Below are 26,734 nucleotides of genomic sequence, written 5' to 3'. Positions count from 1 at the left end.
ACTGCAGAACCCGCGTCTCTTTAGCGATTCGGTGTGTCTCGCTTTGCGGGCATTCGACGGTCGGCTCTCGGTTGGCGTCGACCCACGACGGCCGCCGCCCTCGCCGCCGTCCCCGGCCGCCGATCGACGCGTCTTTGCCGGTCGTGGCCGAAGCCCCGCCATGGTCGGCCAACGACCCGAGGACGGCGAGTCGACGCCGAGCGGGAACCGGGAGGCCGAGCGACCCGAGAGCGGCCGCGCGGCCTTCGTGGCCGCGCTCCGCGTCCGGCGCAACGCCAAGTGGGGCCTGGCCGTCGGCGTCGCCCTCGCGCTCGCCGCCTTCGTCGTCCGCTTCGTCGTCCTCTCCGGCGTGCGCCGCTCGCCGCTGTGGTACGTCGCGCTGGGGTTCACCCTCGCCATGTCGACCGCTGGCCTCGTCGCCTTCCTCCTGACGCTCGGCCGCGCCGTCCGACTCGCGCGCGAACTCTGACGTCGACGGGCGCCGCTCTCAATCGCCGTCTCCCTTCGATCGCGTCGCTCGTTCTGTCCCGTGATTCCCCGGCAGGAGCGCTCCGGAGTCCCGACGTTGCCGAGTCCATGCCGATCGACGCCTCGTTCGGGAGAATCGAACGAATCGGAAATCCGGCACGGTGATAACGACGAACGTCGAAACAATCATCGACGACTGAAACCCCTCCGTGGCGGAGTGTCGGGTGCAGAGACGTGGGATTCGCCGGCGGGGCGGCCGGGGAGTCGATAGACGTTCGTCCAGAAAGGCGTTCGGTGATTCCGTACGCGTCCACCTACGAACGGTAACCCTTTTGCCCGGGCCAGAACAAAAACCGAGGTATGACTGACGAGCTTCGGAAAGGCCTCGAGGGAGTGCTCGTCGCCGAGTCCGATCTCAGCGAAATCGACGGCGACGAGGGCCGCCTCATCTATCGCGGGTACGGCATCGAGGACCTCGCGAAACACGCGAGCTACGAGGAGGTCATCTACCTCCTCTGGCACGGCGACCTCCCCGACGCCGGCGAGCTCGACTCGTTCACCGATTCGATGGTCGCCGAGCGGGCGGTCGACGAGGACGTCCTCGACACCGTGGGCCGCCTCGCCGCCGCCGACGAGAACCCGATGGCCGCCCTCCGTACGGCGGTCTCGATGCTCTCGGCGTACGACCCCGACGCCGACGCCCCCGCTACGGACGAGGAGGCGACCCTCCGCAAGGGCCGGCGCATCGTCGCCAAGATCCCGACCATTCTCGCGGCCTTCACTCGCATGCGCGACGGCGAGGACCCCGTCGAGCCCCGCGAGGACCTGGGTCACGCCGCCAACTTCCTCTACATGCTCAACGGGGAGGCGCCCGACGACGTCCTCGCCGAGACGTTCGACATGGCGCTGGTGCTCCACGCAGACCACGGCCTCAACGCCTCGACGTTCTCCGCCATCACCACCGCCTCGACCCTCTCCGACCTGCACAGCTCGGTCACCTCGGCCATCGGCACCCTGAAGGGCCCGCTCCACGGCGGCGCCAACCAGGACGTCATGGAGATGCTCAAGGAGGTCGACGAGAGCGACCGCGACCCCATCGGCTGGGTCGAGAAAGCCCTGGACGAGGGTCGGCGCATCTCCGGGTTCGGCCACCGCGTCTACAACGTCAAGGACCCGCGCGCTCGGATCCTCGGCGAGCGCTCTCAGGAGCTCGGCGAGGCCGCCGGCACGCCGAAGTGGTACGAGTACTCCACGAAGGTCGAGGAGTACATGGCCGATGAGAAGGGACTGGCCCCGAACGTCGACTTCTACTCGGCGTCGACGTACTACCAGATGGGCATCCCCATCGACATCTACACCCCCATCTTCGCCATGAGCCGCTCGGCCGGCTGGATCGCCCACGCCGTCGAGTACGTCGAGGACAACCGGCTCATCCGCCCGCGGGCCCGCTACACCGGGCCGCAGGGCCTGGAGTTCGTCGACGTCGACGAGCGATAGCACGGCCGCGAACGGAGTCCTCGTGAGCGAAGCGAGCGAGGGCTCGGAAGTGCTCGCTCTTCCGGTGTGAGCGGCCGTTTTTTGCCCCATCTTTTTCGAGGCGGGTTCCCGCAACGAGCGCGAGGCTCGAACGAAGTGAGGGCCTCGATGCGAACGGTGCGAAGCGCCGGGAGCGAAGCGAGCGAGGAAACCCGTCGAAGAAAAAGTGGTGGAACGACCGGCTCATCCGCCCGCGGGCCCGCTACACCGGCCCGCAGGACCTGGAGTTCGTCGACGTCGACGAGCGATAAGGGAACGCCGCCAGCACGCTCTTTCTGGATCCGTCGCGACCCGTCGATCAACACCTACAGGAGCGTACCGCACCACGACACATCCATGCTCACCTGCGGCGACTGCGGCCGGACCTACCCCGACGACGCCAACGCCCCCTGGCGTTGCGAGTGCGACCACGCGCTCGATTACGCGGACCAACCGCTCCCCGACGCGAGCGATCCGCCCGCGCACCTCGACCGCGACCGCGGGCTGTGGGCGTTCGAGCCGTTTCTCGATACCGAACGGGCGGTGACGCTCGGCGAGGGGTGGACGCCGGTCGTCGACGCGTCCGAGTGGGACGTCGCGTTCAAACTCGAATCGATCTTCCCGACGGGGAGCTTCAAGGACCGCGGCGCGGCGCTGACGATATCGCGGGCGGCCGAGTTCGGCGTCGACCGCGTGCTGGAAGACTCATCGGGCAACGCGGGACTCGCCATCGCCACCTACGCGGCCCGCGCGGGCATCGACGCGGAAATCTACGTCCCGGCGGACGTCAAAGCGGGCAAGCTCCGGGCGATCGAGCGGACGGGCGCAGACGTGGTACGGGTCGAGGGGACCCGTGGCGACGTGACCGACGCCTGCGTCGACGCGGTAGAAGGCGGTGAAGGCTGGTACGCCAGCCACGCCTGGAACCCCGCGTTCTTCCGCGGAACCGCCACGATCGCGTTCGAACTCGCCGCCCAGCGCGACTGGACGGTGCCAGACGCGTTCGTCACGCCGCTGGGCCACGGCACCCTGCTGCTCGGCGCCTACCGCGGCTTCCGGGCGCTGCGCGACGCCGGCTGGACGGACGGGATGCCGAAACTGCTGGGCGCCCAGGCCACCGGCGCAGCACCTATCGCCGACGCGCTCGACGGAACCGGTTCCGCGGAGCCGAGCAATACGGCCGCCGACGGCGTCCAGATCCGCGAGCCGGCACGCGAAGACCAGATCCTCTCGGCGATCCGGGAGTCGGACGGCGACGCGATAGCGGTCGGGCCCGACGCGACCGAGCGCGAGCACGACCGCCTCGCCCGGGCGGGGTTCCACGTCGAACCGACCTGCGCGACGGCGACGGCGGCGCTCGCCGAGTTCCGCGAGCGGGGAACCGTTTCGCCGGACGACGACGTGGTCGTCGCGCTCACGGGGACGGGGTTGAAGGGATGACCAAGCGCCGAGCCAGCTACTGCCCGTACTGCGGGACCGCACTCGAAACGAAGGGGTTCGAGGGGCGCGACCGGCGGTTCTGCCCCGAGTGTCGGGAGTTCGTCTTCCAGAACCCGACGCCGGGCGGGCACGTCGTCGTCCTCGACGGGGAGTCGGCGCTGCTCATCGAGCGCGGCATCGAACCGGATCTGGGCGCCTGGGCCGTCCCCGGCGGTATCCTGGAGGTCGACGAGCCGGCGGCGCTCGGCGCCGCGCGGGAACTCGAAGAGGAGGCCGGACTGTCGGTCGACCCCGACGCGCTCGAACTCGCTCGGACCGGCCTCGACGTGGACGACCCCGACGAGGGCTCCTACCTCTCCGTCACGTTCGCCGTCGAGCGCGCGGACACGGCGGGGGCCGTCCGGGCCGGAGCGGAGACGACCGACGCGCGCTTCTGGTCGTTCGCGGACCTCCGGGACAGCGGCGTCCTGACGCGGTCGGTCGACTGTCGACGGATCGAGGCGGCGGTCGAGCGACTGCGCGGCGAGGGAATCGAGTTCGCGGCGGAGTGAGTCGCTATCGCCAGAGTTCGCGGTCGATGACCACGTCGGCGTCGACGGAGAGACGGGACTCGGCGACGCCGTCGCACTCGGGGGCGTCGGAGTAGAGGATGTAGCGTCGGCTGTCGTCGGTGCGGGTCCTGACGACCGCCGGCAGGACGTCCTCGGGCGCGGCGGTGGGCGGCGGCGGCGGCCCGATCACGACGCGCCCGTCGCGAGTCTCCGAGGATTTCTCTGCCATACCCGCCCGGACGGGCCCACCGATCATTGTTACGAGTTAGCTACCCGCGATGGGGGCCCGCCTAACCGCGAATTAGGCACTCCCTCGACGCCGTTTCAGACCGGGAACGCCGACCTGCCCGGCCGCCGACCGACACCGTTTACCCGCCGGCAGTCGCCCGTCCGGACATGTCCGGAAGCGTCCACCACACCGGGACGACCGTCGCCGACCTGGACCGCGCAATCGAGTTCTACACCGAGGTCTTCGATCTGGAGGTCCTCGCCGAGTTCGAGTCCGGCGGGGAGGCCTTCTCGACCGGCGTCGGCGTCGAGAACGCGACCGGTCAGTTCGCCCACCTCGACGGCGACGGCACTCGCGTCGAACTGGTCGAGTACGAGCCTGAAGGCGACGAGGCCGTCGCCGACAGCGTCAACGACCGCGGTGCCAAGCACCTCGGCTTCGGCGTCGACGACGTCGAGGCCTTCTACGCGGACCTCTCAGACGACGTGGAGACGGTCAGCGAACCGCAGACGACCGGGACGGGGACGACCATCCTCTTCCTCCGCGACCCCGACGGCAACCTGATCGAAGTGCTCGACGCGTAGGCACCGACTAATCGGCGGTTCTGGCCCGCTGTCGCGAAGTCCGTCCTGCCGCGAGGGGTCTCGCTATCGCTCGGGATGCGTCGGTGCGTCGAAGCCGCCGCGCACGAGCGGTTTAGCGACGTGGCGGCGGGCACAGGGCGGCACCTCGTACCACCCCGGTTCCAGCTCCCGTTCGATCGGCCGCTCCACCTTCCCGTCGGCGCTCGTCCCGCAGTCCCGGCACCGGTAGCCCTGCCCGGCGCCGGCGGAACTCATCGACCGACCGCACTCGGGACACGCTGGATTCGTCGGTTCGGTCGTCACCAGGTCGCGGACGGCGAACTTCTCCAGCTTGAGCGTCCCGTCGCTCACTTCCCCGCAGACGGTCAGGCGGTCGCCGACGCGCAGCGCTCGCACCCGATCCCGAAACCGCTTCGTGGGCTCGAAGGCGGCGACCGCGAGTTCCGCGCCGTCGTCGCTGCGCACCGTACAGAACACGTGTCCGCCCTCGCGGGTCTCCGGGGGTTCGACTACTTCGGCGTCGACGCGATACGCTCGCCCGTCGCCGACGGCCGCGAACCCGTCGACCGGCCGCAAGTGCGCGTCCGTCCCCTGGTTGGTCACGAACAGCGCCCGCCGGGACACGGGCTCACCCCCGACGGCGTCGGCCACCGACCGCACGGTCTCGGGGTCGTCGCCGCGGATGCCGTGGAGGATGGGGCAGGGCGTCCGCGGGGCGCAGACGGGGTAGCCCTCGCCGCGGTCGACGGTGTCCCAGGCGTCCGGATACGCCCGTTCGGCCGCCGAACGGATCGACTCCCAGTCGACCTCGCGGTCGGTCCCCCAGCGGTCGCGTTCGCGGTATGAGATGCACTCGTACGTCCAGTCGTCGAACGCGCGCCAGGAACCGACGGCCGCGAGCGCGCCGATGCGGCCGCGGCCGTTGCCCGTGTGGGCGGTCTCGTAGCCCGCGTCGGCGGCCAGATCGACCGCGTCGGCGACCTCGTGGTAGTCGCGGACGGCCGCGCGGGAGAACTCGACGACGCTGTCGGACACCTCGTCGGGAGCACCGGGTGCGACGACGACGCCGGGATTCGTTCGCGGGTCGTCGGTCTCGGCCAGGTCGAGGTGCTCGCGCGCGAGGTCGAGTGCGCGCCCCGCGTCGAGGTCCGTGTGGACGGCGAGCGCGGCGTTTCCGCGAGTCTTGTGTTCGACGCCCGGGTTCAGGCGCACCAGCAGACGCCGCTCGACGCTTCCCCCGGCCTCGCTGATGCGCTCGGCGAGGGTAGCGGCGACGTAGGTCGTGCACATCCCGCGCTCGCGAGAATCGGTGTCGTCGAGGCCGATGACCGTCACGAACGCCCGTAGCGCGGTCGCGGGCAAACGGGTTTCGACTCGGTTTCTCTATATCAATCTACCGGTTGGTCCGAAAGAACTGGACGCACGGAAGTTCTACGGGCGGCACAACGCATATATGCGGTGACGTACTTACCTCCGGGTATGTCACGGTCGGCACTGGTCGGCAACGTCACCGCGATGTTGGAGGACGCGGGCTTCGTGGTGAGCGAGCGCTGTGCCATCCGGCCCAAGAGCTTCGACGTCGCCGCCCGCCGCGGGGAGGAGGTCCTCCTCGTGAAGATCCTCGGCAACATCGACGCGTTCGACGGCCACACCGGCGCCGAGATGCGCCGGCTGGGCACCTACCTCGGTGCCACCCCGATGGTTATCGGTCTCCGGACACGCGACGAGGAGCTCAAACCGGGCGTCACGTACTTCCGCCACGGCGTCCCGGTCCTCTCGCCCGACACGGCGATGGATCTCTTCGTCGAGCAGGTCCCACCGCTCATCTACGCCGCGCCGGGCGGCCTCTACGTCAACATCGAAAGCGACGTCCTCGCGGACGCCCGCGAGGACCGCGACTGGTCGCTCGGTCGGCTGGCCAACGAACTCGGCGTCTCCCGGCGCACCGTCTCGAAGTACGAGGACGGCATGGACGCTTCCGTCGAGGTGGCGAGCCAGCTCGAAGAGCTGTTCGACGAGCCGCTCACGGCGCCCGTCGACGTCCTCGACGGCGCCGAGGAGGTCCGCGAGGACGAACCGACGCCCGAAGACCCCGAGGTCGACCCCGAGGACGAGCCCATCGTCGCCGTCCTCACCCGCGTCGGCTTCGACGTCCACCCGACGGACCGCGCGCCATTCAAAACCGTCAGCGAGAACGAGCGCCGCGAGGAGGAGATGCTGACGGGCCACTCCGAACTCACGAAGACTGCGGAGAAGCGCGCCCGCATCATGTCCTCGGTCGGCAAGGTCACGCGGACCCGCTCGGTGTACGTCGTCGAGCGCGCCACCCGCGAGTCCGTCGAGGGCACCGCTATCATCGAGGAATCGGAGATGGAGAACCTCGAAGAGGCCGACGAACTCCGCGACATCATCCGCGAGCGCGCCGACATCGAAGGCAGCTCGGCGTAAGCGCGTCGCGGCCCTGGCGTTCGGTTTTCCGCTACTCGAAGGCGTAGAGCCGTAGCGCCGTCGGCGCGGGCGTCTCCTCGCGTGCCCTGTCTCGATTGGCCGGGAGCGTCTCCCACCGCAGAGCGTACGTGCGAGTGTCTTCGCCCTGTTCGGTGCCAGTCGCCGAATCCGCGACCCACTGCACTTCGCACTCACCACCCGCTGTCGGCCGGCGGAGTTCTTCGGAGAGGCCGTGCCAGGGCACGTCAGCACCCTCGACGGCGAGCGTCTCCGGATCCAGGACCCATCGGCCGGGACCGTACTCGGCGTGCCAGAACGTCTGGACGAGGCGGTCGTCGACGACGCGGACGGGGTCGACCAGGACCTCGTCGTCCAGCGTCCCGTGGCCGCCGAACTCCCAGCGGTAGTCCCAGTCACTGACCTGCGAGACGGTCCACTCGCCGGCGCTCGCGGCGCCAGTCCCGCTGTCGGAGTCGGCGTCCGAACCGCCGCCGTCGGCTCCGGCGTCCGAATCGCCGCCGTCGAGTCGCGCGTCGTAGACCTGCGTGTTCCCGTCGGAGTCGAACTTGTGATACGAGAGGACGGGTCGGTCCTCCGCGTCGAACCCCACGGCGACGTTGCTGTTGAGCAGTCCCTCACCGGCGGGGACGGGATCGACGACCGCGCCGTCGTCGTCGGTGATCGGCAGGTCGAGCGGCCGTCCGTCCGCTCGCTCCCAGTCGACGAGATCCGAACTCCGGGCGTACGAGAGGTCGTGGTTCGTGGCGGCGTCGGGCGTGTCGCGCCACACCCACGCGAGGTGGTAGTCGCCGTCGGGGCCGCGGACCGGCCCGGTCGGATAGGCGTTCATCTCCCCCCGTCCGTCGAGCAGGGGCTCGTCGAGGAGCCGGCGCCACGTCTCCGTCTCGGGGTCGTAGGCGTTCAGCAGGCGGCGGCCGTCGCCGCTCCCGCCGTCGCGGTACATGAAAACGAGGTCGCCGTCGGGACCGTCGAGGAAGGTCGGGTACGTGACCGCGGCCTCGTCGCGGCCGACGAGCGCGCCGATTCGTTCGAGCGTCGTCGCGTCGAGCGGTTCCCCGCTCCGGAAGTACACCAGCGGGTCGACGTGCATGTTCCCGCTGACGTGGAGGTGGCCGGCGGAATCGACGGCCGCCACGATATCGTTGTGGCTGTCCCACCCGACTCGCTCGTCCAGGGTCGTCCGCGTCCACTCGTCGTCGCCGAGGTCGCGCTGAGCGACGGTCAGCCGCCGCTCGGCGTCGTAGTAGGCGACGAACTGCCGGTCCTCGACCGTCAGCAGGTCGAACCCGACCGGGTGGCCCGCCCACACTTCGTCGACGTCGAACGCGGACGCGACTTGTCGCTTCACCGGTGGTCGCACGTCTCCCGGTATTCCGTTGCGCTATGGTAACTCCGTCGGATCTGTCGGGCGGGCTCCGTGGTTCGGTGCGAGCGGCGGTTCGTGATATCACTGCGATCCTGAAACGGACACGGACGGTGATGGCGTCCTCGACGGTGCCGAGGACCCGGACGGTGACACGCTGACCACGGCCGAAGAGATCGAGGCCGGGAGTTCGCCGTTCCTCGCCGACACGAACGGAGACGGGCTCGGTGACCCGGTCGAAGTGGCGGGCGAGACGGACGTCACCGACCCCGACACCGACGACGACGGCCTGCTCGACGGCGTCGAAGGCACCGAGCCGTTCGACACCGACCCGCTCGACCCCGACACGGACGGTGATGGCGTCCTCGACGGCAACGAGACGTACACGACGACGACGGGCAACGAGTCGCTCGGTGCGACCGTCGCTATCACCGGCGAGGGCAACGTCGCCGGGCAGACGACCGTCGAAGCGCCGACGCACGTGCGCTATCAGGACGAGTACGCACCGAACGCATCGGTCGCACCGTTCGTCGAGTTCGAGTCGCGGGCGGACTTCTCGCGGGCGAATATCACCATCGCCTACAACGAATCGCGCGTCGGGAGTACTGAGTCGAATCTCTCGGTGTATCGGTTCAACGAGAGCGCCCAGCGCTACGAGCACGTCGACTCGACGGTCGATCCCGAGTCGAACACGGTCACCGCGACGACCGAGCACTTCTCGACGTACACCGTCTTCGACGACCAGCAGTGGTTGAACTACCTCCAGCACCGGAACGATATCCTCTCACTCCGGCCCAACGGCTCGACGACCGAGCGGATCGCCAACTGGACGTTCGAGTCGATGCCGTCGTCGATCGCCGAGAGCAACTGGACCTGTCGCGTCGAGTCGCGCGGCGACGGCTACAAGGACCAACCCGCAAACGGCGGCTGTGAGATCGAATCCGACAAGGATGCGATCCGCGTCTGGGAGAAGACCAACCGCGAACGGTTCCTCAACCGGACGACGACGCTCCCCGAAGAAGGTCCGCTGTTCGTGAAGGTAAAAGTCACCGCCCACATCCAGAGCAGCTGGTCGCACGCGGCGGCGGTCCTCTCGATTGACTCCGGGAACGGCGAGACCGACATCTACCGGCTGGAAAGTGACTACGACAGCAGTTCGAAGACCAGGACGGTCGTCCGGCGCGTGAATATCACCGAGTACGCCGGCGAGACGGTGACCGTCTCACTGCGCGCCGACGCACGCCACACTGGCGGCGACAACTCCTGGCTGCGTGCCCACTTCATCGACTTCGAGCAGGCCACCGACGGTGTCGTCACACGTGATTCGGACGGCGACGGCATCCCCGACTTCCGCGAAGTGAAGGGTATCCCGCTGGCGAACGGGCCCGTCGTCACGCTCGACCCCTTCGACAACGATACCGACGGTGACGGGATCCCAGACGGTGAAGAAATCAATCTCGACGCACGGGTGACGCAGGAACCGCCGAACAGCCAGGCGCTGGAAACCGGCTATCGCTGGTCGAGCAACCCCGAAGCGGGCAACGTCGATACCGACGGGGATGGACTCACCGATTCGACGGAACTCGACGGCTGGACGGTCCCGACGATCAATCGGAGCGGAACGGCCTATCGGTACGCGCCCCACGATGCCAACGGTTCGATAACGGTGTCGTCGGATCCGAGTGACGCGGACTCTGATAGCGACGGAGTCACCGACCGAGCCGAGAAGTTCCAGACTCACACCGACCCCAGCGGAGACGTGCGCTACGCGATCGCAGGCACACTGGTCGTCAGCGAGTACGCCGATACGCTGGACCACGACCAGGACGGCTTCCCCGACGAACTGGAACTCAGCGGTATCCCGACGCGGGCCGACGGTGAGTTCACCCGGATCGAGACCGACCTGCTAGATCCCGATACGGACGGCGACGACCTCCACGAGGCCGAGGAGTTCCGGTCGAGAGAAGTGATCGGTCGTGACGTCGGACCAACCGAGGTACAGAGGACTATTTTCCCGTTGATCAGTGATCCGACTGAAATCGATTCCGACGAGGATCAAGTCGTCGATCGGGCAGAAGTCGAACTGGGGACCGACCCACTCTCGGCGGACACTGACGGGGACGGGATCAGGGATTTCCGGGATGAACGGCCCCTCACCGACGATACGCCGCCCAAGATATCGCTCGAAGCGCTTCGCAGTACCGGGTACATTACGGTGAAAGACGACTCGAAGATTCAGGTCGACGACATCGAAGTGAAACCGTATTTCGAGGGTGAAGGGTGGAAACCAGACCAGTCTACCGTCATCTGGCGGCCGAGGCCCAGCGACCTCGGCGACCGCCCAGAGTATCCGGACCGCTACGGATACGATTTCGAAGGCGACAAACCGGACAAGTACTGGGTGAACGTAACCGATCAGAACGGGAATCAAGCGAGCTATCTGGTCAATTTCCGGCGTAACGACCAATCGACCACCCAAGTTGCAGTCACCCTGGTCCTGGCGACACCGGCGAAACAGGGATACAAATCCCCGCCTACAGCCGTGATTACCACCGGAGCGGTGTTAGTGAGCGCGACGCTCATCGCGAGCAGCTGGCAATTGACGGTTTCTGAAGCGGACGAAACCGGCACCGCAGCTTCGCTCGCGACCGAAAGTATTCGCACCTACGAGAATACGCCTGTTGGAGACGTTTCCCTCCCACCCGGATTCGCGAAGACGGCCGGAGGACAGACACTCGGCTACGGCTGGGCGTACATCCAGGCTACTTCCGGCGTCACGCAGGACCAGATCGGCGATATCCTTCAGAACGGCGAGCATGTTCCCGGCGAAGGTGCTGTCGACTACGTCATCGGGCAGGCCGGCGAGCGGGCGATCATCCTGACGATCGTCGGCGGGACGCTGATGGCGGCGGAGTCCTCACCCGGGTACGACGATTTCGAAGACGAGTGTGGTCATACAGTCAATATCGAGAAGACAGATGATCAACATGGGCTTCGGGATGACAAGCCGATTAACGAATGGGAACGCGTGGAGAAAGCAATCAAGGAAGACGTAGACCAGATTTGGCGCTCGTCAAACTCTGATACGCCGACTTGGTTGTACTATCTCGTCAACATCGAAGGCAAAGGATGGACGGTGATAAAAATCGGCCCGAAAGGGAAGAATCCGATCGCTGAATGGGTGTTCAGTACGGTTCTTTCCGGTGATGGACACGGAAACTTCTTCAAGAGTAAAGAAGATGCGAAAGACGCGATCGAAGATCGTCAAGACGATCCGGAGCGAATCGATAATACACCGGACTGCTGACTGACTAGATAATGACTTCGAAAGCTGGCTCAGAATACCGAGATCGTGCCGAGGATCTACAAACAGAGGGGGAACTGAAAGAGGCGAGTCAATACTTTACCCTGGCGGCATACGAATACCTCGGCGACTGCGAATATCCCGGAGGGCGCGGACTCTCCAGTGCAATATCTCTGGGTGATGCGATATACTGTCTCCAGTCCGCAGCAACTAATTACTACAGAGCCGGCTTGCAGGACCGCGCCGAAAACCGCTGCCGACAGGGGATTCTCGTCTGTAGAGACTTCAGAGAGAATCGCTCTACCTACCGAGCTATCGACGGGGTGCTTACGGAGTGTATCGCTGACTTTGAACTGATCGCCGGAATCGGTGACCCCACTGCAACCTATGAGGATGCTGTCTCATATTACCAAGACGTTGATGAAGCAGTACAGTGGCAATCTGAACCGATCTTCCAGTCGACGCTCCATTTTCTTCTCTCATGGGCGAGTGATATCGGCGAGAGCATCGATCAATCGGAGCAGCTCGAAGTACTGGATTCGTTCGAAAAGCGGGTCGAACTGAAAGAGGAAACGTTATCGATGCTTCTTGGAGAAAATGTTGATTAATTCTCCAGTTTCTGGACCTAAAATATAAAATGTGAGATTGGATGCTAGGTCGGTGTCACCAGTATGAGGGCCAAAGAGAGAGAATTCGTCGAAGAAGCGAAGTCGTAGCATCAATATAGCCCTTCGATTCTTGTAGCCGGTGTACATCCGGTCGGGTACGCGCTCGTGATTCCCCAGAAGGTGCCCGAACCGGGCCGGCGACCGAGTCGCCCCCCTCAGTCCGCGGGCTGGCGGGGGCCGCGGCGCGACCCATCGTCCTCTTCCTTGCGACGGCGGCGGGATACGATCTCGCTGGCGACGAACGGCGCGGCGACGATGGCGCCGGCGAGGCCCCACAGCGAGGTCTCGAACAGGTCGATCCCGGTGGCGCCGGACGCTGCGCCGGCGGGGTTCCCGACGACGACGGCGCCTTTCATCCCGGCGGCCTGGTGGGGCGTACAGGCGTACTTCACCACGCCCTGGCCGTCGAGTTCGAGCGCGTAGGTGTCTCCCTCCGAGCCCTGCATCGGGCTCTCGAAGTCGTGGGTGTCGCCGGCGACGTTGTGCTGGCCGCCCTTGCCGGTCCACTCCCAGACGACTTTCGTGCCGGGGTCGACTCGGACCGCCGCGGGGCTGAAGGCGAATGGGCCGCCGTTGGCCTCGGCGCCGACTTCGATCGTCACCTCGTCCTGGCCGGTCTTGTCGACCGTCCCGTCGAAGTTGCCGACGTTCTCGAACCAGTCGTCGTAGTCGGGTTCGACGAACTCGCCGCTCGCAGCGGTACCGTCACCGCCGCTGGTGTCGGTGCCGCTCGCACCGTCGCCGTCCGAACCGCCCGAGCCACCCGACTCGCCCCCGCTCGCGCTCGGGACGGTCACCTCGGCGTCCCCGACGATGACGGCGCCTTTCATCCCCATCGCCCTGTGCGGGACGCAGGCGTACTTCGTGGCGCCTGCGCTCTCGAAAGTGTGGGAGAAGGTGGCGCCCGCCTCGGAGATCATCTCGCTCTCGAAGCTACCGTCCTCGGCGACGACGTTGTGCGGGGTGCCCTCGCCGGTCCACTCCCAGACGACTTTCGTGCCGGGGTCGACCCGGACGGCCGCGGGACCGAAGCCGAACGCGCCGTTGTTGGCCTGGGTGCCCACCTCGACGCTCACCTCGCTCTTGCCGGTCTCGTCGACCACGCCGTCGACGTTGCTGACGTTCGAGAACCAGTCGCTCAGGTCGGTCGACTGCGCGGTTGCCGGTGCGGACCCGACCGTCGCGAGTCCGCCCGCGGTCGCCCCGATAGCGAGGGTCTTCATGACGGTGCGCCGCCCCTCGTCGATCCGGTCGTCGGCGTTCATACCTGTCCGTTCCCACTTCGTACAAAAAACCACCCCGGGGCGTTCCCGGGAACTGAGAAGGGCCGGCGAGTTTTCTGAACATGTTCGCCCCGATCTCCTACTGTCGGGAATTCGCGGCCCGTATATCCGTGCTCTCGACCGAGATTCAGGTGAAGCCATGACCCAATCCACGGCCACCCGTCGAACGTTCCTGAAGACCAGCGCTGCGGCGGGCGCCGCCGCGGTCGCCGGCTGTGCCGGCGAGATCCCCGAGGACAAGGTCACCTACACGGAGGCCAACAGCGAGCCCCGGTCGCTCGACGCCCCGAAGGCGACGACCGCCGACCGCGTCGCCGCGGACCCGACGGACATCCCCGCGCCCATCGACCGCGACGAGCCCGCTACCGTCGAGGCGGAACTCACCACGAAGGAGGCCACCGCCGAGATCGAACCCGGCGTCACCTTCGAGTACATGACCTTCGACGGGCGGATTCCGGGGCCGATGATCCGCGCTCGCGTCGGCGACACGGTCGACCTGACCGTCCACAGCGACGAGGAAAACCGGATGCCCCACAACGTCGACCTGCACGCGGTGCGCGGGCCGGGCGGCGGCGCCGAGGCGACGATGGTCGCGCCAGGTGAGTCCACGCGCGTTCGCTTCAAGGTCACCTACCCCGGCGCGTTCATCTACCACTGCGCCGTCGCCAACCTCGACTACCACATCTCCTCGGGGATGTTCGGCATCATCCTCGTCGAACCCGAGGAGGGCCTGCCCGCGGTGGACCACGAGTTCTACCTCGGCCAGCACGAGGTGTACACCGACGGCGAGACGGGCCAGGAGGGTCACCACACCTTCGACATGGGCGCGATGGCCCGCGAGGACCCCAGCTACGTCCTCATCAACGGCGAGAAGTTCGCCATCACGCCGGACAACTACGCCGACATGACCGCCGAGACCGGCGAGACCGCCCGCGTGTACTACTGCGTCGGCGGGCCGAACCTCGCCAGCTCGTTCCACCCCATCGGGAGCGTCTGGGACGAGGTGTACCCCCAGGGCGGCCTGGGCGGCCGGCCCCAGCAGAACATCCAGACGACGCCCGTCCAGCCCGGCAGCACCGCCATCGCGACGATGCACTACCCGGTCCCCGGCCCGGTCAAACTCGTCGACCACTCGCTCTCGCGGGTCGCCCGCAAGGGCGCACTGGCCGTGATCGACGTCCAGGGCGAGGAGAACCACGAAATCTTCGACCCCGACCCCGACGCCTGAGGAGCGTCGACGGGCCGTCGGGGTGGGCGTTTCGGCACGGATCTCCGTTCGGCGTAGCAGGGGCTCTCGTTTTTGTACCGTGGCGCGCGCTGTCGAGCGTGCCCGAGCACTGCGAGGGCCGCGAGACGATGCCGTGCGAGGGATGACTGAGGGAGCGCAGCGACCGAGGGAATCGGTTGGGGAGGTGTGTGGCGCGGTGCTGTGCCGTGGCTGTCCCTGGTGGATTGAAAGGGCGAGGCCCGCTCCGGGAAGACGGGCGACGAAAGCACCGCAGGAACGAGCGAAGCGAGTGACGAGGAGCGCAGCGAGCCCCTCGACCGGAGCAGGACGAGGGCTTTCGATGCTTGCTGTTGTCTGGAGTGATGTCGGCTCCTAGCGAGCGGATCGAGGGCTTTCATCACCTGTTGGTTCCTGCGGTTACTCCGACTGCTAGCGAGCGGGTCGAGAACTTCTATCGCGTGCTGTCGTCGGCACTCAACCCGAGTTCACAGACACGAACCCCACTTCCCTCCGGAACTGTAAACATCCGTCCAGCCGTCACGACGGTTGACACAATGGACGCCGACCCGACGTTCTACGACGAGCGACTCGCGGCGGAGATGGACCGCGGCGAGTTCGTGCTCGCGGTCGTCACCGCCACGAAACCGGACTTCTACAAGCAGGCGCCGGTCGTCGCCGCCGCGCGCGAGCGCGGACTGCCCTGCTTCGTGATCCACACGGGCCAGCACTACGACGACCTGCTCGGACACGGTCTCGAAGAGTACGACCTCGAAGACTCGATCGCGGTCGACCTGGGCATCCGCGGCGACTTGAGCGAGAAGACCGCCCAGACGATGCTCGCCGTGCGGGAGTTCGCCGACCGACTGGACGAGTGGCCCGACACGACGGTCCTGCCGCTGGTCCACGGCGACACCCACGCCGCCGCCATCTTCCCGCAGGCGTGGCTGTTCGCCACGAATCAGCAGGTCGCGCACAACGAGGCCGGGCTCCGCGGGATGGCGCCCGATTACGACGCGGTCCCGACCGCCGCGGAGGCTGGGACCGCCACCGCCCCGGACGCCGACGACGACTACCCCCACCCCGAGGCCTTCGTCGACAAGCAGTGGAACGGCGAGTGGTCCGTCGACCGGACCGAGCCGTTCCCCGAGCAGTACGACACGTTCATCGGCTCGGCGGCCGCCCGCTACCACTTCGCGCCGGTCGACCTCAATCGCGAACACCTCGAAGCCGAGGGCTACCCGCGGACCGTCGACGGGCGCGAGCGGATGCCCGTCGTCGGGAACTCCGTCGTCGACGCGATTCAGATGAAGGAGGGCCACGACGGCGAGAGCGTCTTCGACGTCTACCCCGTCCTCGAAGCCCGCGACGACTGGATCCGCGTCGACATCCACCGCCGGGCGAACCTCCTGCCCGGTCGTTTCGAGGCGCTCGTCGAGGGGGTCCTCGCGCTCGTCGAGGACGGGCACAACGTCAACTTCGTCGAACTGACGGCGACGCGCCACGCGCTCGAACGCCACGGCTACCGCGACCGCCTCCAGCAATTGGCCGACGAGCGCGAGAACTTCCTGTTCACCGGGCTCTGGAAGAAACACGCCCACGTCTACGAGTTCCTCGAATCCGGGCAGTGCCTCGCCGAGCTGACCGACTCGGGGAGCATGCAGGAAGAGCTCAACCACATCGACGAGGCGTGCTGTCTCACCGCGCGGTTCAACACCGACCGACCGGAGACAGTCTTCGAGGCGAACACGAACCTGCTCGTCCCGCCCATCTCAGGGGAGTTCGTCCACGAGATGGTCACGCACGTCCTCGAATCGCCGGACGTTCGCGAGCGACTGCAGTCCGGTCCCGATCTCTACGGCGAGAACGTCGGCGAGCGCATCGTGGACTTCCTCGCAGAGCGTCGCGACGAGGGCGTCTTCGAGTGGTCGCACGAACGCCAGGGGTTCGACGGCGTCGGCGGCGAGACCGTCGACTACCTCTGACCACCGTTTTCGCCTCGGGGTCGCTCGCTCGCGGGTCACTGCGCTCCCCGCTCGCCTTCGAGGCTCTCACTCCGTTCGAGCCTCGCGCTCGCGACCCGCTCGGCCAAAACCGTGGGCGAAAAAGCGCGAGCGCTCCCGACGGTCGCGCTCGCGGAGAGCGAGCTAGCTCCCGTACTCCTCTTCGAGGTACTCCACGATATCGTCGCTCTCGGGCATCCCCTCGACGCCGTTCTCGGGGTCGACGAGGACGGGGACGCCGGTCTGGCCGCTCACTTCCTCGACCTCGGTCCGCTCGTCGTGCGAGCGCGGGACCATGTGCGACTCGTACTCCATGTCGAGTTCGTCGAGCTTGCTCGTGACCTTCGCGCAGTAGGGACAGCCTTCGAGTTCGTACAGTTCGAGGTTTGCCATCGCCGGGAGTTAGGAACCGACGGGCAAGAGGCCAACGGTCGCGTGTACCGACCGCGCACGGTCGCCGGGACCCCGCCAGCCCGATGTCGGCCCGCGTTCAAAGCCAGTTTGAAGCTTACGGGAGTGGTATTTGTATACCGGACGATCGGAGGAGTGCATGGCATCCAGACGCCCTGATCGGTCCCCTCCGGACCACCGTACCGACCGACGCACCGCTCGCAGACAGCCGCGCGACTCTCGCGGACCGCCATCGGGGGTGGTCGCGTGACTGCCCGGCGCCTCCTCGCCGCGCTCGCGGTAGCAGCGCTGCTCACCGCACCCGTGACCGGCGCCGTCACGGCCGGGAACGCGGCCACGACCCCCTCTTTCCAGGAGTCGATCTACACCGCCGATCAGGGCGAGACGGCGGAGATCGCGATCAACACGACCGGCGCCGACGACACCGCGCTGCTCACCGTCGGCGACGCCGCGGAGACGAACTTCGAGGTACAGGCGACGGTCACCGACGCCGACGGCGACGGCACCGTGACGGTCGAGTTCGACACGGGCGCGGTCCACGAGTCCGGGCCCGCGTCGTACCTCACCGTCGCCGGCGACGACGCGATCGACAACCGGACCGAGGTCGCCGGCGTCGACGAACCGCTCGATCCGGCCCCCTACGACCTCTCGCTGGGCGATCCGGCCGATCCGCCATCGATCGCCGCGCTGGCGCTGCTGGGCGGCGACGGCGACCAGTCCGAGGAGGGAGACGGGACGCCGAGCGACGGCACCGCGACGCCGAAGCCCACGCACGACGGCACGACGCTCGACACCACCGACGGCGACATCTACGTCGCGCCGGCGGCCGGTCAGACTATCTCCGGGGAGACGACGCTCGACCCCGGAACGACCGTCTCCGTCCGTGTGCAATCGACTCAGGTCTCGTCGCCGTTCCTGATGTCCGTCGAGACGACGATCACGGAGAACGGCACGTTCGCCGGCGCCTTCGACTTCAGCGGGATGTCGAACGGGACGCCGTTCGAGGTGATCGTTCGCGGCGATGACCGCGTCCTCGCTCGCGGGACGGGGACGGTCACGGACTGTGAGAGCGACTGCCCGACGAGAACGGCGTCCGGCGGCGACGACGGCACGCCCACGTCGGCGTCGCTCGACGCCGAGGAAATCGACGTCGAGAGCGTCGTCGAGGTCGAACAGGGCGCGGTCGCCCGGATCCCGGTCACGTTCGGCGACGCCGACGCGCTGACGATCACCGTCGGCGACGAGGAGGCCGCCAACTACGAGACGACCGCCACGATCCGCGACACCAACGGCGACGGCCGCGCGGTCGTGGTCTTCCGGACGAACGCGACCGACGACCCCGACCGGCCCGCGCTCGCGGTCGCCGAGGCCGGCGAGACTCGCCCGGCGAACGTGACGAGCGAGACGACGCTCGACTCGGTACTCGACCCCGCGCCGTACTCGATCGACGTCTTCGCAGGGGCGGACACGGACGACCCCGAGGCGATCGGGGCGATCTCCGTGACTTCCGGTGACCAGAGCGCCGAGAGCGCCCCCGACGGCGACGAGACAGCGACCGACGACGAGCCGCCCGGACCCGGCGACGCGACCGTCGCCGCCGACGGCGGCTCCGACTCCTTCCTCACCGGTGTCGGCGCACTCGCGCTCGGCGGCCTGCTCGCCTTCGGCGCCATCGCGATGTTCCTCGGCTTCGTCAGGAGCTGATCGCGACGCCGACCGGAGTCACACGCCACTCCCGCTGTTCTCGTTCCCCTTCTTCGTTTCCCGATTCTCCGTTTTCCTGTCGCCGCGTTTCCTCTCCTACCGCGCCTCTTCCGGGCTCTCGCTGTTGCTTTTCAGCTGTCCACGCTCTCACCACCGGGCGTCCTCCGGGAAATCGACGGACGTGGCGCAACTTCTGTCCGTGGTGGTGGCTGCCTCGGCAGTCCTGCGGAGCGAAATCACGCCTCGACGGGTCGGCTACCGATCGAGCGCGAGGGCGACGACGGAGGCGACGGCGAGGCAGGCGAAGAAAAAGAGGACGCCGGGCTCGACGACGTCGAAGACGAGCCAGGCGAGCGAGCCGGGTTCGCCGACGGTGGCGTTCGGGCTGGCGGGGCCGGCGCTAGCGCCGTCGATAGCGGGGCGGGCGATCCGCTCGGCGCCCCACTGGACGAGGAGGGCGGCGACCGACAGCAGGCCGAGGCCGCCGACCACGTCGGTCAGCGACCGCTGGACGCGCGGGCGCATCTCGCGGTTGCCGACGATGACGAGCGGGTCGCTCGCGGGGCCGTAGACGGTCATCTCGTTGCCCTTCTCGGAGTACCGGGAGTCGATGGCCTCGACGAGCCCCGCCTCTTCGAGGTTCGAGACGTGGTAGTGGACGTTCTGAACGGAGGTGTCGATGCGGTCGGCGATCTCCGAGGCGGTGCGGGGCCGTTCGAAGAGCGCGCGATAGACCGCCCGGCGCGTGTCCGTCGCGAGTGCGTCGAGGACGTCGTCAGTTTCCTCGCCCTCGACGTCGAGCACCCGCAACTGCTCGTCACTCGTCGCCGTCCGGTCCTGAATGCGGTCGATGAGCCCCGACATCTGTCCGTACCCGTCGATCCACCCGCCGGTACTATAGCCCTGTCCGTAGGTTAAATCGCGCTTTGAACGCCGTCGCGGTCCCGTCATCGCCGACTCGTCGCGGACCGCCTCATCCCGTCTCGTTCACCGGTCGACCGACCGCCCGCCGCGGCGCGACTAGGCCGTTCCCGGCGACAGCGTCGGTCCCGTTCGGTCCCACGTCGACGGCCGTCCGTTCGAGCAGGTGTTCGACCCGCTCGGGCGCGAGCCCGGGGCGAGCGTCGAGGACCAGCGCGGCGGCGCCGCCGACGTAGGGTGTCGCCGCCGACGAGCCGACCAGGGGCTCGTCGTACCCCCTTATTTCGTGTCGAGCGGGCGCGACCACGTCGACACCGAGGCGGCCGTCGAGCGTCGGTCCGCGGGAGCTGAACGGCTCGATACCGCCGTCTGCGAGGTCGTATGCGCCGACGCCGATCACGCCCCTGCCGGTCGCGGGCGCGGCCAGGCTCCCCTCCGGCTTCGCCCGCTGGAAGCGATGGGTCGGCGAGGCGAGACGGAGGTGCGCGTCGGTCGCGTTCTCGGGACCGCGGACGACGACGTAGTAGGTCCCGCCTTCCAGCCGGGCGTTAATGCGCGCGTTGGGCACGTCGTCGCCCGCGTAGGGCTGCGAGCGGGCGACGAGTCGCGACTCGTTGCCAGCGGCGCGGTACAGTTCCGCGGTGTAGGTCTCGTTCTCGTGGGCACGGTCCCAGGAGAGCCAGATCTGCGTCCGACTGCCGCGACCGGCGACGTAGTTGCGCGTCGTCTCGCCGAAGCGGAGCGTGCCGTTCGCCACGTCGTCGTAGCGGCCGTGCCAGTGCCCGCGCGCGAGGTTCCCGGTCGGCGCGACGAAGACGACGCCCTGGCGGCGCGCCCACTCGCCGAGTCGCGCGACGGCCGCGCTCCCGTCGCCGGGCGTCCCGTAGAACGACACCGGCGTGACGATGACGTCCACGTCGGTCGTGACGAGCCAGGTCACCGCGCGCCGGAAGTCCCGCGTCTCGTCGAAGGTGGCGAGGTACAGGTCCGCGCCGGGGGCGGTCCGCGAGAGCACGGCCGCCGTCGCGGTGCCGTGGCGGTTGCGGCCGCCGTTGGACACCGTGGTCCCGTCACCGAACGCGCGTGCCTCGACGACCCGGTCGGCGAACGTCGGGTGGTCGGTGTCGAAGCCGGTGACGCCGACGACGCCGACGGTGACGTTGTCGCCGTCGACCCCGGCGGCGTGGAGGCTCTGGAGGTCGGTATCGGTCGGCCGAGGCTCCTGGCCGGCGGTTGCCGGTGCGCCAGGGACCGTCAGCGCGAGGGCGCCGATAGCGGCCGTCAGGCAGAGGAGGGCGGCCGCCACGGCCCCGAGCGCTCGTATGCGGGCGGTCATGCGGGGGACTGACGGGAAGTCCGGACGGCATCGAAAAAACGATACCGGTGTGATTACGCGCTCTCCGCGGCGCTGTCGGCATCTCCCTCGTCAGGGTCGCCGGACTGTCTGTCGGCCGACTCCGGCCGGTCGATCTGGAGCGTCGAGAGGACGAGATACCCTGCCGCGCCGACCACGAGCGTCCCGGGGACCAGTACGGACAGGACGGGGTGTAACTGGTAGCCGTAGGCTTCCGCTTGCATGAACCGGTCGAACTGTATCACGAGAACGGAGGGGGGGATCAGGACCAACGCGACGCAGCGACGGATCGTCCGCTGGAGGGCGTCGTCTGCCATGGACGGTGCGTGCGAAGCGGCGAGTGAAAAGCGGTCGGGTCGCGGGGTCGAACCGGTGTCAGCCGCGTTATTCGTCGAGGAAGTCCGGTTCGAGACGCTTCTCGGCGCGCTCGGCGCGCAGGTGTTCGCGGAAGTCGTCGGGGTCGACGTCGCGGGCCTCGCGCTCGGCGCGGTCGCGGACCGAGACGGTGCCCGACTCTTCCTCGTCGGGGCCGACGATCAGCATGTAGGGGACGTTCTCGTCGTGGGCGCGGCGGATCTTCCGCTGGAGCGTGTCGTCGCCGTCGGCGACGGAGACGCGGAAGCCGCCGTCGTCGAAGTCGTTCTTGAGGCGATGCGCGTAGCCGAGGACGTCCTCGTTGAGGGGGAGGACGCGGACTTGCTCTGGCGCGAGCCACAGCGGGAACCGCCCGGCGAAGTGCTCGATCATGACGCCCATGAAGCGCTCGAACGTGCCCAGCAAGGCTCGGTGGATCATCACCGGCGTGTGCTCCTCGTTGTCCTCGCCGACGTAGTTCAGGTCGAAGCGCTCGGGCTGGACGAAGTCGAGCTGGACCGTGCCGACGGTCCACTCGCGACCGATGGCGTCCTCGGCGTCGGCGGCGATCTTCGGCCCGTAGAAGGCGCCCTCGCCGGGCTCGACCTCGTAGCCCTCGCCGAGGGAGTCGAGCGAACTGCGGAGGTCGTCCTCGGCGCGCTCCCAGAGGGCGTCGTCGCCGAAGGCCTCGTCGGGCTGCGTTTCGAGTTTGAAGGTCACGTCGAGGCCGAAGTCGTCCAGCACCTCGTCGATGACCTCCAGCGTGCGGGTGACCTCGCCCTGGATCTGGTCGCGGCGGACGAACGCGTGGCCGTCGTCCTGGGTGAACCCGCGGACGCGGAGCATCCCCGAGAGCTCGCCCGAGCGCTCGTTACGGTAGCAGGTGCCGAACTCGGAGTAGCGCTTCGGGAGTTCCCGATAGGAGCGGCGCTGGCGCTGGTAGAGGTGGACGTGGTTGGCGCAGTTCATCGGCTTCAGGCCGTATTCGTCGCCCTCGTCGTCGTCGGTGCGGGCGCTGGCCTGCTCCCAGTGGAACATCTCGTCCTCCTCGCAGAAGTGCTCGTAGTGGCCCGAGGTCTTCCACAGGTCCGTCTTGTTCAGTTCCGGCGTCCAGACCTCCTCGTAGCCGAGTTCGTCGTTCTTCGCGCGGATGTAGTCCTCCAGTTCGCGGCGGATGGCCATCCCGTCGGGGTGGAAGTGGACGCAGCCGGGCGAGTGCTCGGGGATGGAGAACAGATCCATCTCCTGGCCGATGCGGCGGTGGTCGCGACGCTCGGCCTCCTCCTTGCGCTCCCAGTAGTCCTCCAGGTCGGACTCGGACTCGAAGGCGGTGCCGTAGACGCGGGTGAGCCGCGCCTCGTCCTCGTCGCCGCGCCAGTTGGTGGCGGCGATCTCACGCAGGTCGAGCGCGCCGATCTCCCCGGTGGAGGCGACGTGCGGACCGGCACAGAGGTCCGCGAAGTCGCCCTGGCTGTAGAACGACACCGTCTCGATGTCGTCGGCGGCGCCGCGGTCGCCGGCGGCCAGGTCTTCGAGGATCTCCTCCTTGTAGGGGTCGCCCGCGACGCGCTCGCGGGCCTCGTCGATGGAGACCTCCTCGCGCTCGATGTCGAGGTCGTCCGCGACGATGGACTCCATCTCGGCGACCAGGTCGTCGAGGTCGCCCTCGTCGATGTCGACGCCGTCGAAGTCGTAGTAAAAGCCCTCCTCGGTGGGCGGGCCGGTGGCGAGCTTGGCGTCGGGGTAGTGACGTAGGACGGCCTGGGCGAGGACGTGGGCCGCCGAGTGGCGAAGCACCTGCAGGTACTCGTCGGCCGAGGGGGTGACGATCTCGATGGTCGCGCCGTCGTAGACGGGGTCGGCCTTGTCGACGAGTTCGCCGTCGAGCTTCCCCGCGACCGTGTCGTCGCCGAGGCCGGGGCCGATCTCGTAGGCCACACCCTCGACTGTGGTGCCCGACGGAACGTCGAGCGTGTTTCCATCGGGCAGTTCGACCGTTACTGAGGATTCCTGTCGTGACATGTCATCGACCTCCGGACCGCCACGCGTCGCTTGCCGGCTGAGTGCGAGCGTGAGAACGTGGCAGTGACTGGTTATGGGGCGCGAGGCCCGCGTGTAAAGCAGTCACCTGCCATCTTGAACTCCGCTAACGCGCAATCGGATAAAAGGGTTGTGACGTGTGCCGACCGTCGAACTGCCGTGGGAGTGAATGACACGCCAGATATCGGGCAATCAGACGTCCACGTCGTCGGGCGCGTCGGCGAGCAGGTCGTCGGCAGTCAGCAGCGACTCCAGTTCGAGGTCGTGGTCGGCGAGGTTCTCGGCGGCGCCCTCCTGGCGGTCGACGACGACGATCACGCGGTCGACGACGGCGCCCGCGTCGCGCAGGGCTTCGGCGGCGTCGACGGCGCTCTGGCCGGTCGTCGCGATATCTTCGAGGACGACGACCTCCTCCCCGTCGGCGAGTTCGCCCTCGACGAGGTTCGCGGTGCCGTACTCCTTTTTCTGCTTGCGGACGATGACGTAGGGATTGCCCGACTCGACGCTCGTGACGGCGACCAGCGGGACGGCGCCGAGGGCGACGCCGGCCAGCTTCGTGTCGCCGACCCGCTCTGCGAACGCTTCCGCGATCAGTTCGAGGCAGTGCGGGTCGGTCTCGAAGATGTACTTGTCGACGTAGTAGTTCGAGGTGCCGCCGTGGGAGAGCTCGAACTCGCCGAACTTGACGGCCTCGGCGTCGCGGAGCGCGTCGATGAGTCCCTGCTTGTCCATACGCAGTCCGTCGGCGTCCCGGCGTTTATCCGATTCGGTGTCCGCCGGCGCCCGGTGACCGCCCTGGCCCTCGCCCACGGGGCGACGCCCCCCGCCGGCCGCCTCGACGTGCGTCCGGAACCACTATGCGGCCAGACCGCCGAGTACCCCCCAATGAGGGTCTTCGGGTCGAGCGGCGTGCGAGGGGTGGTCAACGACGACCTCACCCCCGAGTACGCCACGGACGTGGCACAGGCGGCCGGTTCGGTCTGGGGAGGGGACGGCGAGGGCGACCGCGCGGCCATCGCGCGCGACACGCGTGCGACCGGCGCGATGCTCGCCGACGCCGTCGCCAGCGGCCTCGCCAGCGTCGGTCTCGACGTCGACCGCCTGGGCGTCCTCGCCACGCCCGGCCTGCAGGCCTACGCCGAGCGCGAGGGGGTGCCCGGCGTGATGGTCACCGCCTCGCACAACCCCCCGGAGTACAACGGCATCAAACTCGTCGGCGCCGACGGGGTCGAACTCCCCCGCGAGCGCCTCGAAGCCATCGAGCGGCGCCTGCTCGACGAGACCGTCGAGCGCGTCGCCTGGCACGAGACCGGCGACAATCGCCGCGTCGACGGCGCCCGCCGGGCCTACATCGAGGAACTCCTCGCGGCCGTCGACCGCGAGGCCGTCGCCGCCGCGGACCTGACCGTCGCCGTCGATCCCGGACACGGCGCGGGCTCGCTCACGAGCCCCGACTTCTTCCGCCGCCTCGGCTGCTCGGTCAAGACGATCCACGCCCAGCCCGACGGGCACTTCCCCGGTCGTGACCCCGAACCCGTCGACGACAACCTCGGTGACCTCAAGCGGTTCGTCCGCGCGACCGACGCCGACCTCGGGGTCGCCCACGACGGCGACGCCGACCGCGCCATCTTCGTCGACGAGCGCGGCGAGTACGTCGAGGGCAGCGCCACCCTCGCCGCGCTCGCCGCCGCGGCCATCGGTGAGGGCGACACCGTCGTCTCCGCCGTCAACGCCTCCCAGCGGCTGGTGGACGTGGCCGCCGAGGCCGGCGCGGACCTCACGCTGACGCCAATCGGGAGCACCTACATCGTCTCGCGCATCCGCGACCTGCAGGCGACCGGCGAGTCCGTCCCCGTCGCCGGCGAGGGCAACGGCGGCATCCTCTTCCCGGGCTACCGGATCGCCCGCGACGGCGCCTACACCGCCGCGCGCTTCTGCGAACTGCTCGCCCACCGAAACGAGCCCGCCAGCGAGGTGATCGCCCGCTACGACGACTACGTGAACGTCCGCCGCGACGTCGAGTACGACGACGACCACCAGCGCCAGGCGATGCTCGACGCCATCGAGCGGACGGCCCGCGAGTCCGTCGCCGACCTCGACACCACCGACGGCTACCGCCTCGACTACGGCGACGGCTGGGTGCTCGCCCGTCCCTCCGGCACCGAACCCGTCGTTCGCATCTACGCCGAGGCCCGCTCGACCGACCGCGCCGAGGATCTGGCCGACCAGCTCTACGGCGCCCTCTCCGGCATTCGCGTCGATTGAGAACGGTCCCCAAACCCCCTTCGTTTCAGGTGGAGAAAATCGGTTGACATCTCTCGCCGTCGTCGAGCGGCGGCAACAGTCACCGGACCATAGTCACCGGACCACAGTCACGGTAATTGGGGCCTCGCCGACGACGGTCGTCGCGACGGTCCCGAGCAGCCGTCGACCGAGGTCGGACCGTTCGCCACCGTGGCCCCCCATCACGACGTGGTCGACGTCGCGTTCGTCGACGGCTTCCAGGATCGTCTCGGCGGGGTCACCGGTCTCGACCACCGCCTCGATGCGCCGGTCGGCCTCGGCGGTCCGTTCCCGCGCTCGCTCGACCAGTCGTTCCGCTCGCTCGCGGGCTTCGGCCTCGCGCTCGTCGTCGGGTTCGAGGACGCCGCCCTCGCTCATCGAGGCGTCGAGCGGCGTCACGACGTTGAGCACGGTGACGCGGCAGTGGAAGGTCTCCAGCGCGTGGGCGAGCGCGTCGTCGGCGAGCGGCGACCCGTCCAGCGGGACGAGCACGTGCGAGGGTGCCATGGCGGACCTTGCATGTCGAGTCCCAAGTAACCCCGGCGAGGACGAGAGGGCCCTGCTC

The 26,734-nt window shown here is 68.2% G+C and carries 23 protein-coding genes; 12 read left to right on the top strand and 11 right to left on the bottom strand.

Annotation, left to right across the window (positions count from 1 at the left end):
* Positions 1 to 160 precede the first annotated feature (160 nt).
* The 4 genes from ACMGFH_RS16290 to ACMGFH_RS16275 all read left to right on the top strand — a co-directional run bounded on the left by ACMGFH_RS16290 (position 161) and on the right by ACMGFH_RS16275 (position 3,974).
* Positions 161 to 469 carry a hypothetical protein gene (locus ACMGFH_RS16290; protein WP_415379504.1) on the top strand — a complete coding sequence of 103 codons (309 nt, stop codon included), beginning with the start codon at positions 161 to 163 and terminating at the stop codon, positions 467 to 469.
* A gap of 359 nt (positions 470 to 828) precedes the next feature.
* The gene (citZ, locus tag ACMGFH_RS16285; protein WP_415379503.1) at positions 829 to 1,965 is read left to right on the top strand and encodes a citrate synthase; all 1,137 of its coding nucleotides are present in this window, start codon (positions 829 to 831) and stop codon (positions 1,963 to 1,965) included.
* A gap of 375 nt (positions 1,966 to 2,340) precedes the next feature.
* On the top strand, positions 2,341 to 3,423 hold the full coding sequence (locus ACMGFH_RS16280) for a threonine synthase (RefSeq protein ID WP_415379502.1): 1,083 nt from the start codon (positions 2,341 to 2,343) through the stop codon (positions 3,421 to 3,423).
* Positions 3,420 to 3,974 carry an NUDIX domain-containing protein gene (locus tag ACMGFH_RS16275; protein WP_415379501.1) on the top strand — a complete coding sequence of 185 codons (555 nt, stop codon included), beginning with the start codon at positions 3,420 to 3,422 and terminating at the stop codon, positions 3,972 to 3,974. Before ACMGFH_RS16280 ends, ACMGFH_RS16275 begins: the two co-directional genes overlap by 4 nt.
* A gap of 4 nt (positions 3,975 to 3,978) precedes the next feature.
* Here the strand turns inward: ACMGFH_RS16275 and ACMGFH_RS16270 are convergent, their stop codons facing one another.
* Positions 3,979 to 4,203 carry a hypothetical protein gene (locus ACMGFH_RS16270; RefSeq protein WP_415379500.1) on the bottom strand — a complete coding sequence of 75 codons (225 nt, stop codon included), beginning with the start codon at positions 4,201 to 4,203 and terminating at the stop codon, positions 3,979 to 3,981.
* A gap of 167 nt (positions 4,204 to 4,370) precedes the next feature.
* On the opposite strand from ACMGFH_RS16270, the gene ACMGFH_RS16265 reads away from it, so the two are divergent.
* Positions 4,371 to 4,787 (top strand): VOC family protein, encoded by a 417-nt coding sequence (locus ACMGFH_RS16265; protein WP_415379499.1) that lies wholly within the window; start codon positions 4,371 to 4,373, stop codon positions 4,785 to 4,787.
* Between the two features lie 63 nt (positions 4,788 to 4,850).
* Here ACMGFH_RS16265 and ACMGFH_RS16260 read toward each other — a convergent pair whose 3' ends face one another.
* Positions 4,851 to 6,122: a DUF1743 domain-containing protein gene (locus tag ACMGFH_RS16260; protein WP_415383271.1), complete on the bottom strand. Its 1,272-nt coding sequence runs from the start codon at positions 6,120 to 6,122 to the stop codon at positions 4,851 to 4,853.
* A 144-nt stretch (positions 6,123 to 6,266) separates the two neighbouring features.
* On the opposite strand from ACMGFH_RS16260, the gene ACMGFH_RS16255 reads away from it, so the two are divergent.
* Positions 6,267 to 7,235: a transcriptional regulator gene (locus ACMGFH_RS16255; protein ID WP_415379497.1), complete on the top strand. Its 969-nt coding sequence runs from the start codon at positions 6,267 to 6,269 to the stop codon at positions 7,233 to 7,235.
* Between the two features lie 31 nt (positions 7,236 to 7,266).
* On the opposite strand, the gene ACMGFH_RS16250 is transcribed toward ACMGFH_RS16255, so the two are convergent.
* Positions 7,267 to 8,604: a BNR repeat-containing protein gene (locus ACMGFH_RS16250; protein ID WP_415379496.1), complete on the bottom strand. Its 1,338-nt coding sequence runs from the start codon at positions 8,602 to 8,604 to the stop codon at positions 7,267 to 7,269.
* 766 nt (positions 8,605 to 9,370) lie between these two features.
* Here ACMGFH_RS16250 and ACMGFH_RS16245 point away from each other — a divergent pair.
* Positions 9,371 to 11,926: a hypothetical protein gene (locus ACMGFH_RS16245; RefSeq protein WP_415379495.1), complete on the top strand. Its 2,556-nt coding sequence runs from the start codon at positions 9,371 to 9,373 to the stop codon at positions 11,924 to 11,926.
* Positions 11,927 to 11,937: 11 nt separating this feature from the next.
* Positions 11,938 to 12,531, top strand: coding sequence for a hypothetical protein (locus ACMGFH_RS16240; protein WP_415379494.1), 594 nt, complete (start codon positions 11,938 to 11,940; stop codon positions 12,529 to 12,531).
* Between the two features lie 215 nt (positions 12,532 to 12,746).
* On the opposite strand, the gene ACMGFH_RS16235 is transcribed toward ACMGFH_RS16240, so the two are convergent.
* Positions 12,747 to 13,856 (bottom strand): halocyanin domain-containing protein, encoded by a 1,110-nt coding sequence (locus tag ACMGFH_RS16235; protein WP_415379493.1) that lies wholly within the window; start codon positions 13,854 to 13,856, stop codon positions 12,747 to 12,749.
* Between the two features lie 157 nt (positions 13,857 to 14,013).
* Between ACMGFH_RS16235 and nirK the strand changes: the two genes are divergently transcribed.
* Complete coding sequence (gene nirK / locus ACMGFH_RS16230) at positions 14,014 to 15,102, top strand: copper-containing nitrite reductase (protein WP_415379492.1); 1,089 nt, start codon at positions 14,014 to 14,016, stop codon at positions 15,100 to 15,102.
* A gap of 554 nt (positions 15,103 to 15,656) precedes the next feature.
* Positions 15,657 to 17,084, top strand: coding sequence for a UDP-N-acetyl glucosamine 2-epimerase (locus ACMGFH_RS16225; protein WP_415379491.1), 1,428 nt, complete (start codon positions 15,657 to 15,659; stop codon positions 17,082 to 17,084).
* Between the two features lie 162 nt (positions 17,085 to 17,246).
* Here the strand turns inward: ACMGFH_RS16225 and ACMGFH_RS16220 are convergent, their stop codons facing one another.
* Positions 17,247 to 17,495 carry a glutathione S-transferase N-terminal domain-containing protein gene (locus tag ACMGFH_RS16220; protein ID WP_415379490.1) on the bottom strand — a complete coding sequence of 83 codons (249 nt, stop codon included), beginning with the start codon at positions 17,493 to 17,495 and terminating at the stop codon, positions 17,247 to 17,249.
* A 264-nt stretch (positions 17,496 to 17,759) separates the two neighbouring features.
* Here ACMGFH_RS16220 and ACMGFH_RS16215 point away from each other — a divergent pair, with 264 nt between their 5' ends.
* On the top strand, positions 17,760 to 19,217 hold the full coding sequence (locus ACMGFH_RS16215; RefSeq protein WP_415379489.1) for a BGTF surface domain-containing protein: 1,458 nt from the start codon (positions 17,760 to 17,762) through the stop codon (positions 19,215 to 19,217).
* 255 nt (positions 19,218 to 19,472) lie between these two features.
* On the opposite strand, the gene ACMGFH_RS16210 is transcribed toward ACMGFH_RS16215, so the two are convergent.
* The 5 genes from ACMGFH_RS16210 to pyrE form a co-directional block, all read right to left on the bottom strand.
* Positions 19,473 to 20,081, bottom strand: a complete 609-nt coding sequence (locus tag ACMGFH_RS16210; protein ID WP_415379488.1) for an ArsR/SmtB family transcription factor — start codon at positions 20,079 to 20,081, stop codon at positions 19,473 to 19,475.
* A 109-nt stretch (positions 20,082 to 20,190) separates the two neighbouring features.
* Positions 20,191 to 21,474, bottom strand: coding sequence for a S8 family serine peptidase (locus tag ACMGFH_RS16205; RefSeq protein WP_415379487.1), 1,284 nt, complete (start codon positions 21,472 to 21,474; stop codon positions 20,191 to 20,193).
* Between the two features lie 53 nt (positions 21,475 to 21,527).
* Entirely contained in the window at positions 21,528 to 21,809 is a 282-nt protein-coding gene (locus tag ACMGFH_RS16200; RefSeq protein ID WP_415379486.1) for a hypothetical protein, read from the bottom strand.
* A gap of 67 nt (positions 21,810 to 21,876) precedes the next feature.
* A complete protein-coding gene (gene thrS / locus ACMGFH_RS16195; RefSeq protein ID WP_415379485.1) occupies positions 21,877 to 23,868 on the bottom strand; it encodes a threonine--tRNA ligase in 1,992 nt (663 codons plus the stop codon).
* A 210-nt stretch (positions 23,869 to 24,078) separates the two neighbouring features.
* The gene (pyrE, locus tag ACMGFH_RS16190; protein WP_415379484.1) at positions 24,079 to 24,618 is read right to left on the bottom strand and encodes an orotate phosphoribosyltransferase; all 540 of its coding nucleotides are present in this window, start codon (positions 24,616 to 24,618) and stop codon (positions 24,079 to 24,081) included.
* A 153-nt stretch (positions 24,619 to 24,771) separates the two neighbouring features.
* On the opposite strand from pyrE, the gene glmM reads away from it, so the two are divergent.
* Complete coding sequence (gene glmM / locus ACMGFH_RS16185; RefSeq protein ID WP_415379483.1) at positions 24,772 to 26,151, top strand: phosphoglucosamine mutase; 1,380 nt, start codon at positions 24,772 to 24,774, stop codon at positions 26,149 to 26,151.
* 93 nt (positions 26,152 to 26,244) lie between these two features.
* Here the strand turns inward: glmM and ACMGFH_RS16180 are convergent, their stop codons facing one another.
* Positions 26,245 to 26,676: a universal stress protein gene (locus ACMGFH_RS16180; RefSeq protein WP_415379482.1), complete on the bottom strand. Its 432-nt coding sequence runs from the start codon at positions 26,674 to 26,676 to the stop codon at positions 26,245 to 26,247.
* Positions 26,677 to 26,734: the final 58 nt, after the last annotated feature.

The sequence above is a fragment of the Halosimplex rarum genome (assembly GCF_047715405.1).
GTDB classification, from domain to species: Archaea; Halobacteriota; Halobacteria; order Halobacteriales; family Haloarculaceae; genus Halosimplex; species Halosimplex rarum.
Note: the sequence above shows the minus strand (reverse complement) of the source record. Positions and strands in the feature narration are given on the sequence as shown.

Bases quoted from the DNA above. Each gene is read 5' to 3' on its own strand.
- ACMGFH_RS16275 (WP_415379501.1), top strand. From the start codon at position 3,420: ATGACCAAGCGCCGAGCCAGCTACTGCCCGTACTGCGGGACCGCACTC.
- ACMGFH_RS16225 (WP_415379491.1), top strand. From the start codon at position 15,657: ATGGACGCCGACCCGACGTTCTACGACGAGCGACTCGCGGCGGAGATG.
- ACMGFH_RS16255 (WP_415379497.1), top strand. From the start codon at position 6,267: ATGTCACGGTCGGCACTGGTCGGCAACGTCACCGCGATGTTGGAGGAC.
- ACMGFH_RS16270 (WP_415379500.1), bottom strand. From the start codon at position 4,203: ATGGCAGAGAAATCCTCGGAGACTCGCGACGGGCGCGTCGTGATCGGG.
- ACMGFH_RS16200 (WP_415379486.1), bottom strand. From the start codon at position 21,809: ATGGCAGACGACGCCCTCCAGCGGACGATCCGTCGCTGCGTCGCGTTG.
- citZ (WP_415379503.1), top strand. From the start codon at position 829: ATGACTGACGAGCTTCGGAAAGGCCTCGAGGGAGTGCTCGTCGCCGAG.
- ACMGFH_RS16220 (WP_415379490.1), bottom strand. From the start codon at position 17,495: ATGGCAAACCTCGAACTGTACGAACTCGAAGGCTGTCCCTACTGCGCG.
- glmM (WP_415379483.1), top strand. From the start codon at position 24,772: ATGAGGGTCTTCGGGTCGAGCGGCGTGCGAGGGGTGGTCAACGACGAC.
- nirK (WP_415379492.1), top strand. From the start codon at position 14,014: ATGACCCAATCCACGGCCACCCGTCGAACGTTCCTGAAGACCAGCGCT.
- ACMGFH_RS16180 (WP_415379482.1), bottom strand. From the start codon at position 26,676: ATGGCACCCTCGCACGTGCTCGTCCCGCTGGACGGGTCGCCGCTCGCC.
- ACMGFH_RS16235 (WP_415379493.1), bottom strand. From the start codon at position 13,856: ATGAACGCCGACGACCGGATCGACGAGGGGCGGCGCACCGTCATGAAG.
- ACMGFH_RS16205 (WP_415379487.1), bottom strand. From the start codon at position 21,474: ATGACCGCCCGCATACGAGCGCTCGGGGCCGTGGCGGCCGCCCTCCTC.
- ACMGFH_RS16265 (WP_415379499.1), top strand. From the start codon at position 4,371: ATGTCCGGAAGCGTCCACCACACCGGGACGACCGTCGCCGACCTGGAC.
- ACMGFH_RS16240 (WP_415379494.1), top strand. From the start codon at position 11,938: ATGACTTCGAAAGCTGGCTCAGAATACCGAGATCGTGCCGAGGATCTA.
- ACMGFH_RS16280 (WP_415379502.1), top strand. From the start codon at position 2,341: ATGCTCACCTGCGGCGACTGCGGCCGGACCTACCCCGACGACGCCAAC.
- pyrE (WP_415379484.1), bottom strand. From the start codon at position 24,618: ATGGACAAGCAGGGACTCATCGACGCGCTCCGCGACGCCGAGGCCGTC.
- thrS (WP_415379485.1), bottom strand. From the start codon at position 23,868: ATGTCACGACAGGAATCCTCAGTAACGGTCGAACTGCCCGATGGAAAC.
- ACMGFH_RS16290 (WP_415379504.1), top strand. From the start codon at position 161: ATGGTCGGCCAACGACCCGAGGACGGCGAGTCGACGCCGAGCGGGAAC.
- ACMGFH_RS16210 (WP_415379488.1), bottom strand. From the start codon at position 20,081: ATGTCGGGGCTCATCGACCGCATTCAGGACCGGACGGCGACGAGTGAC.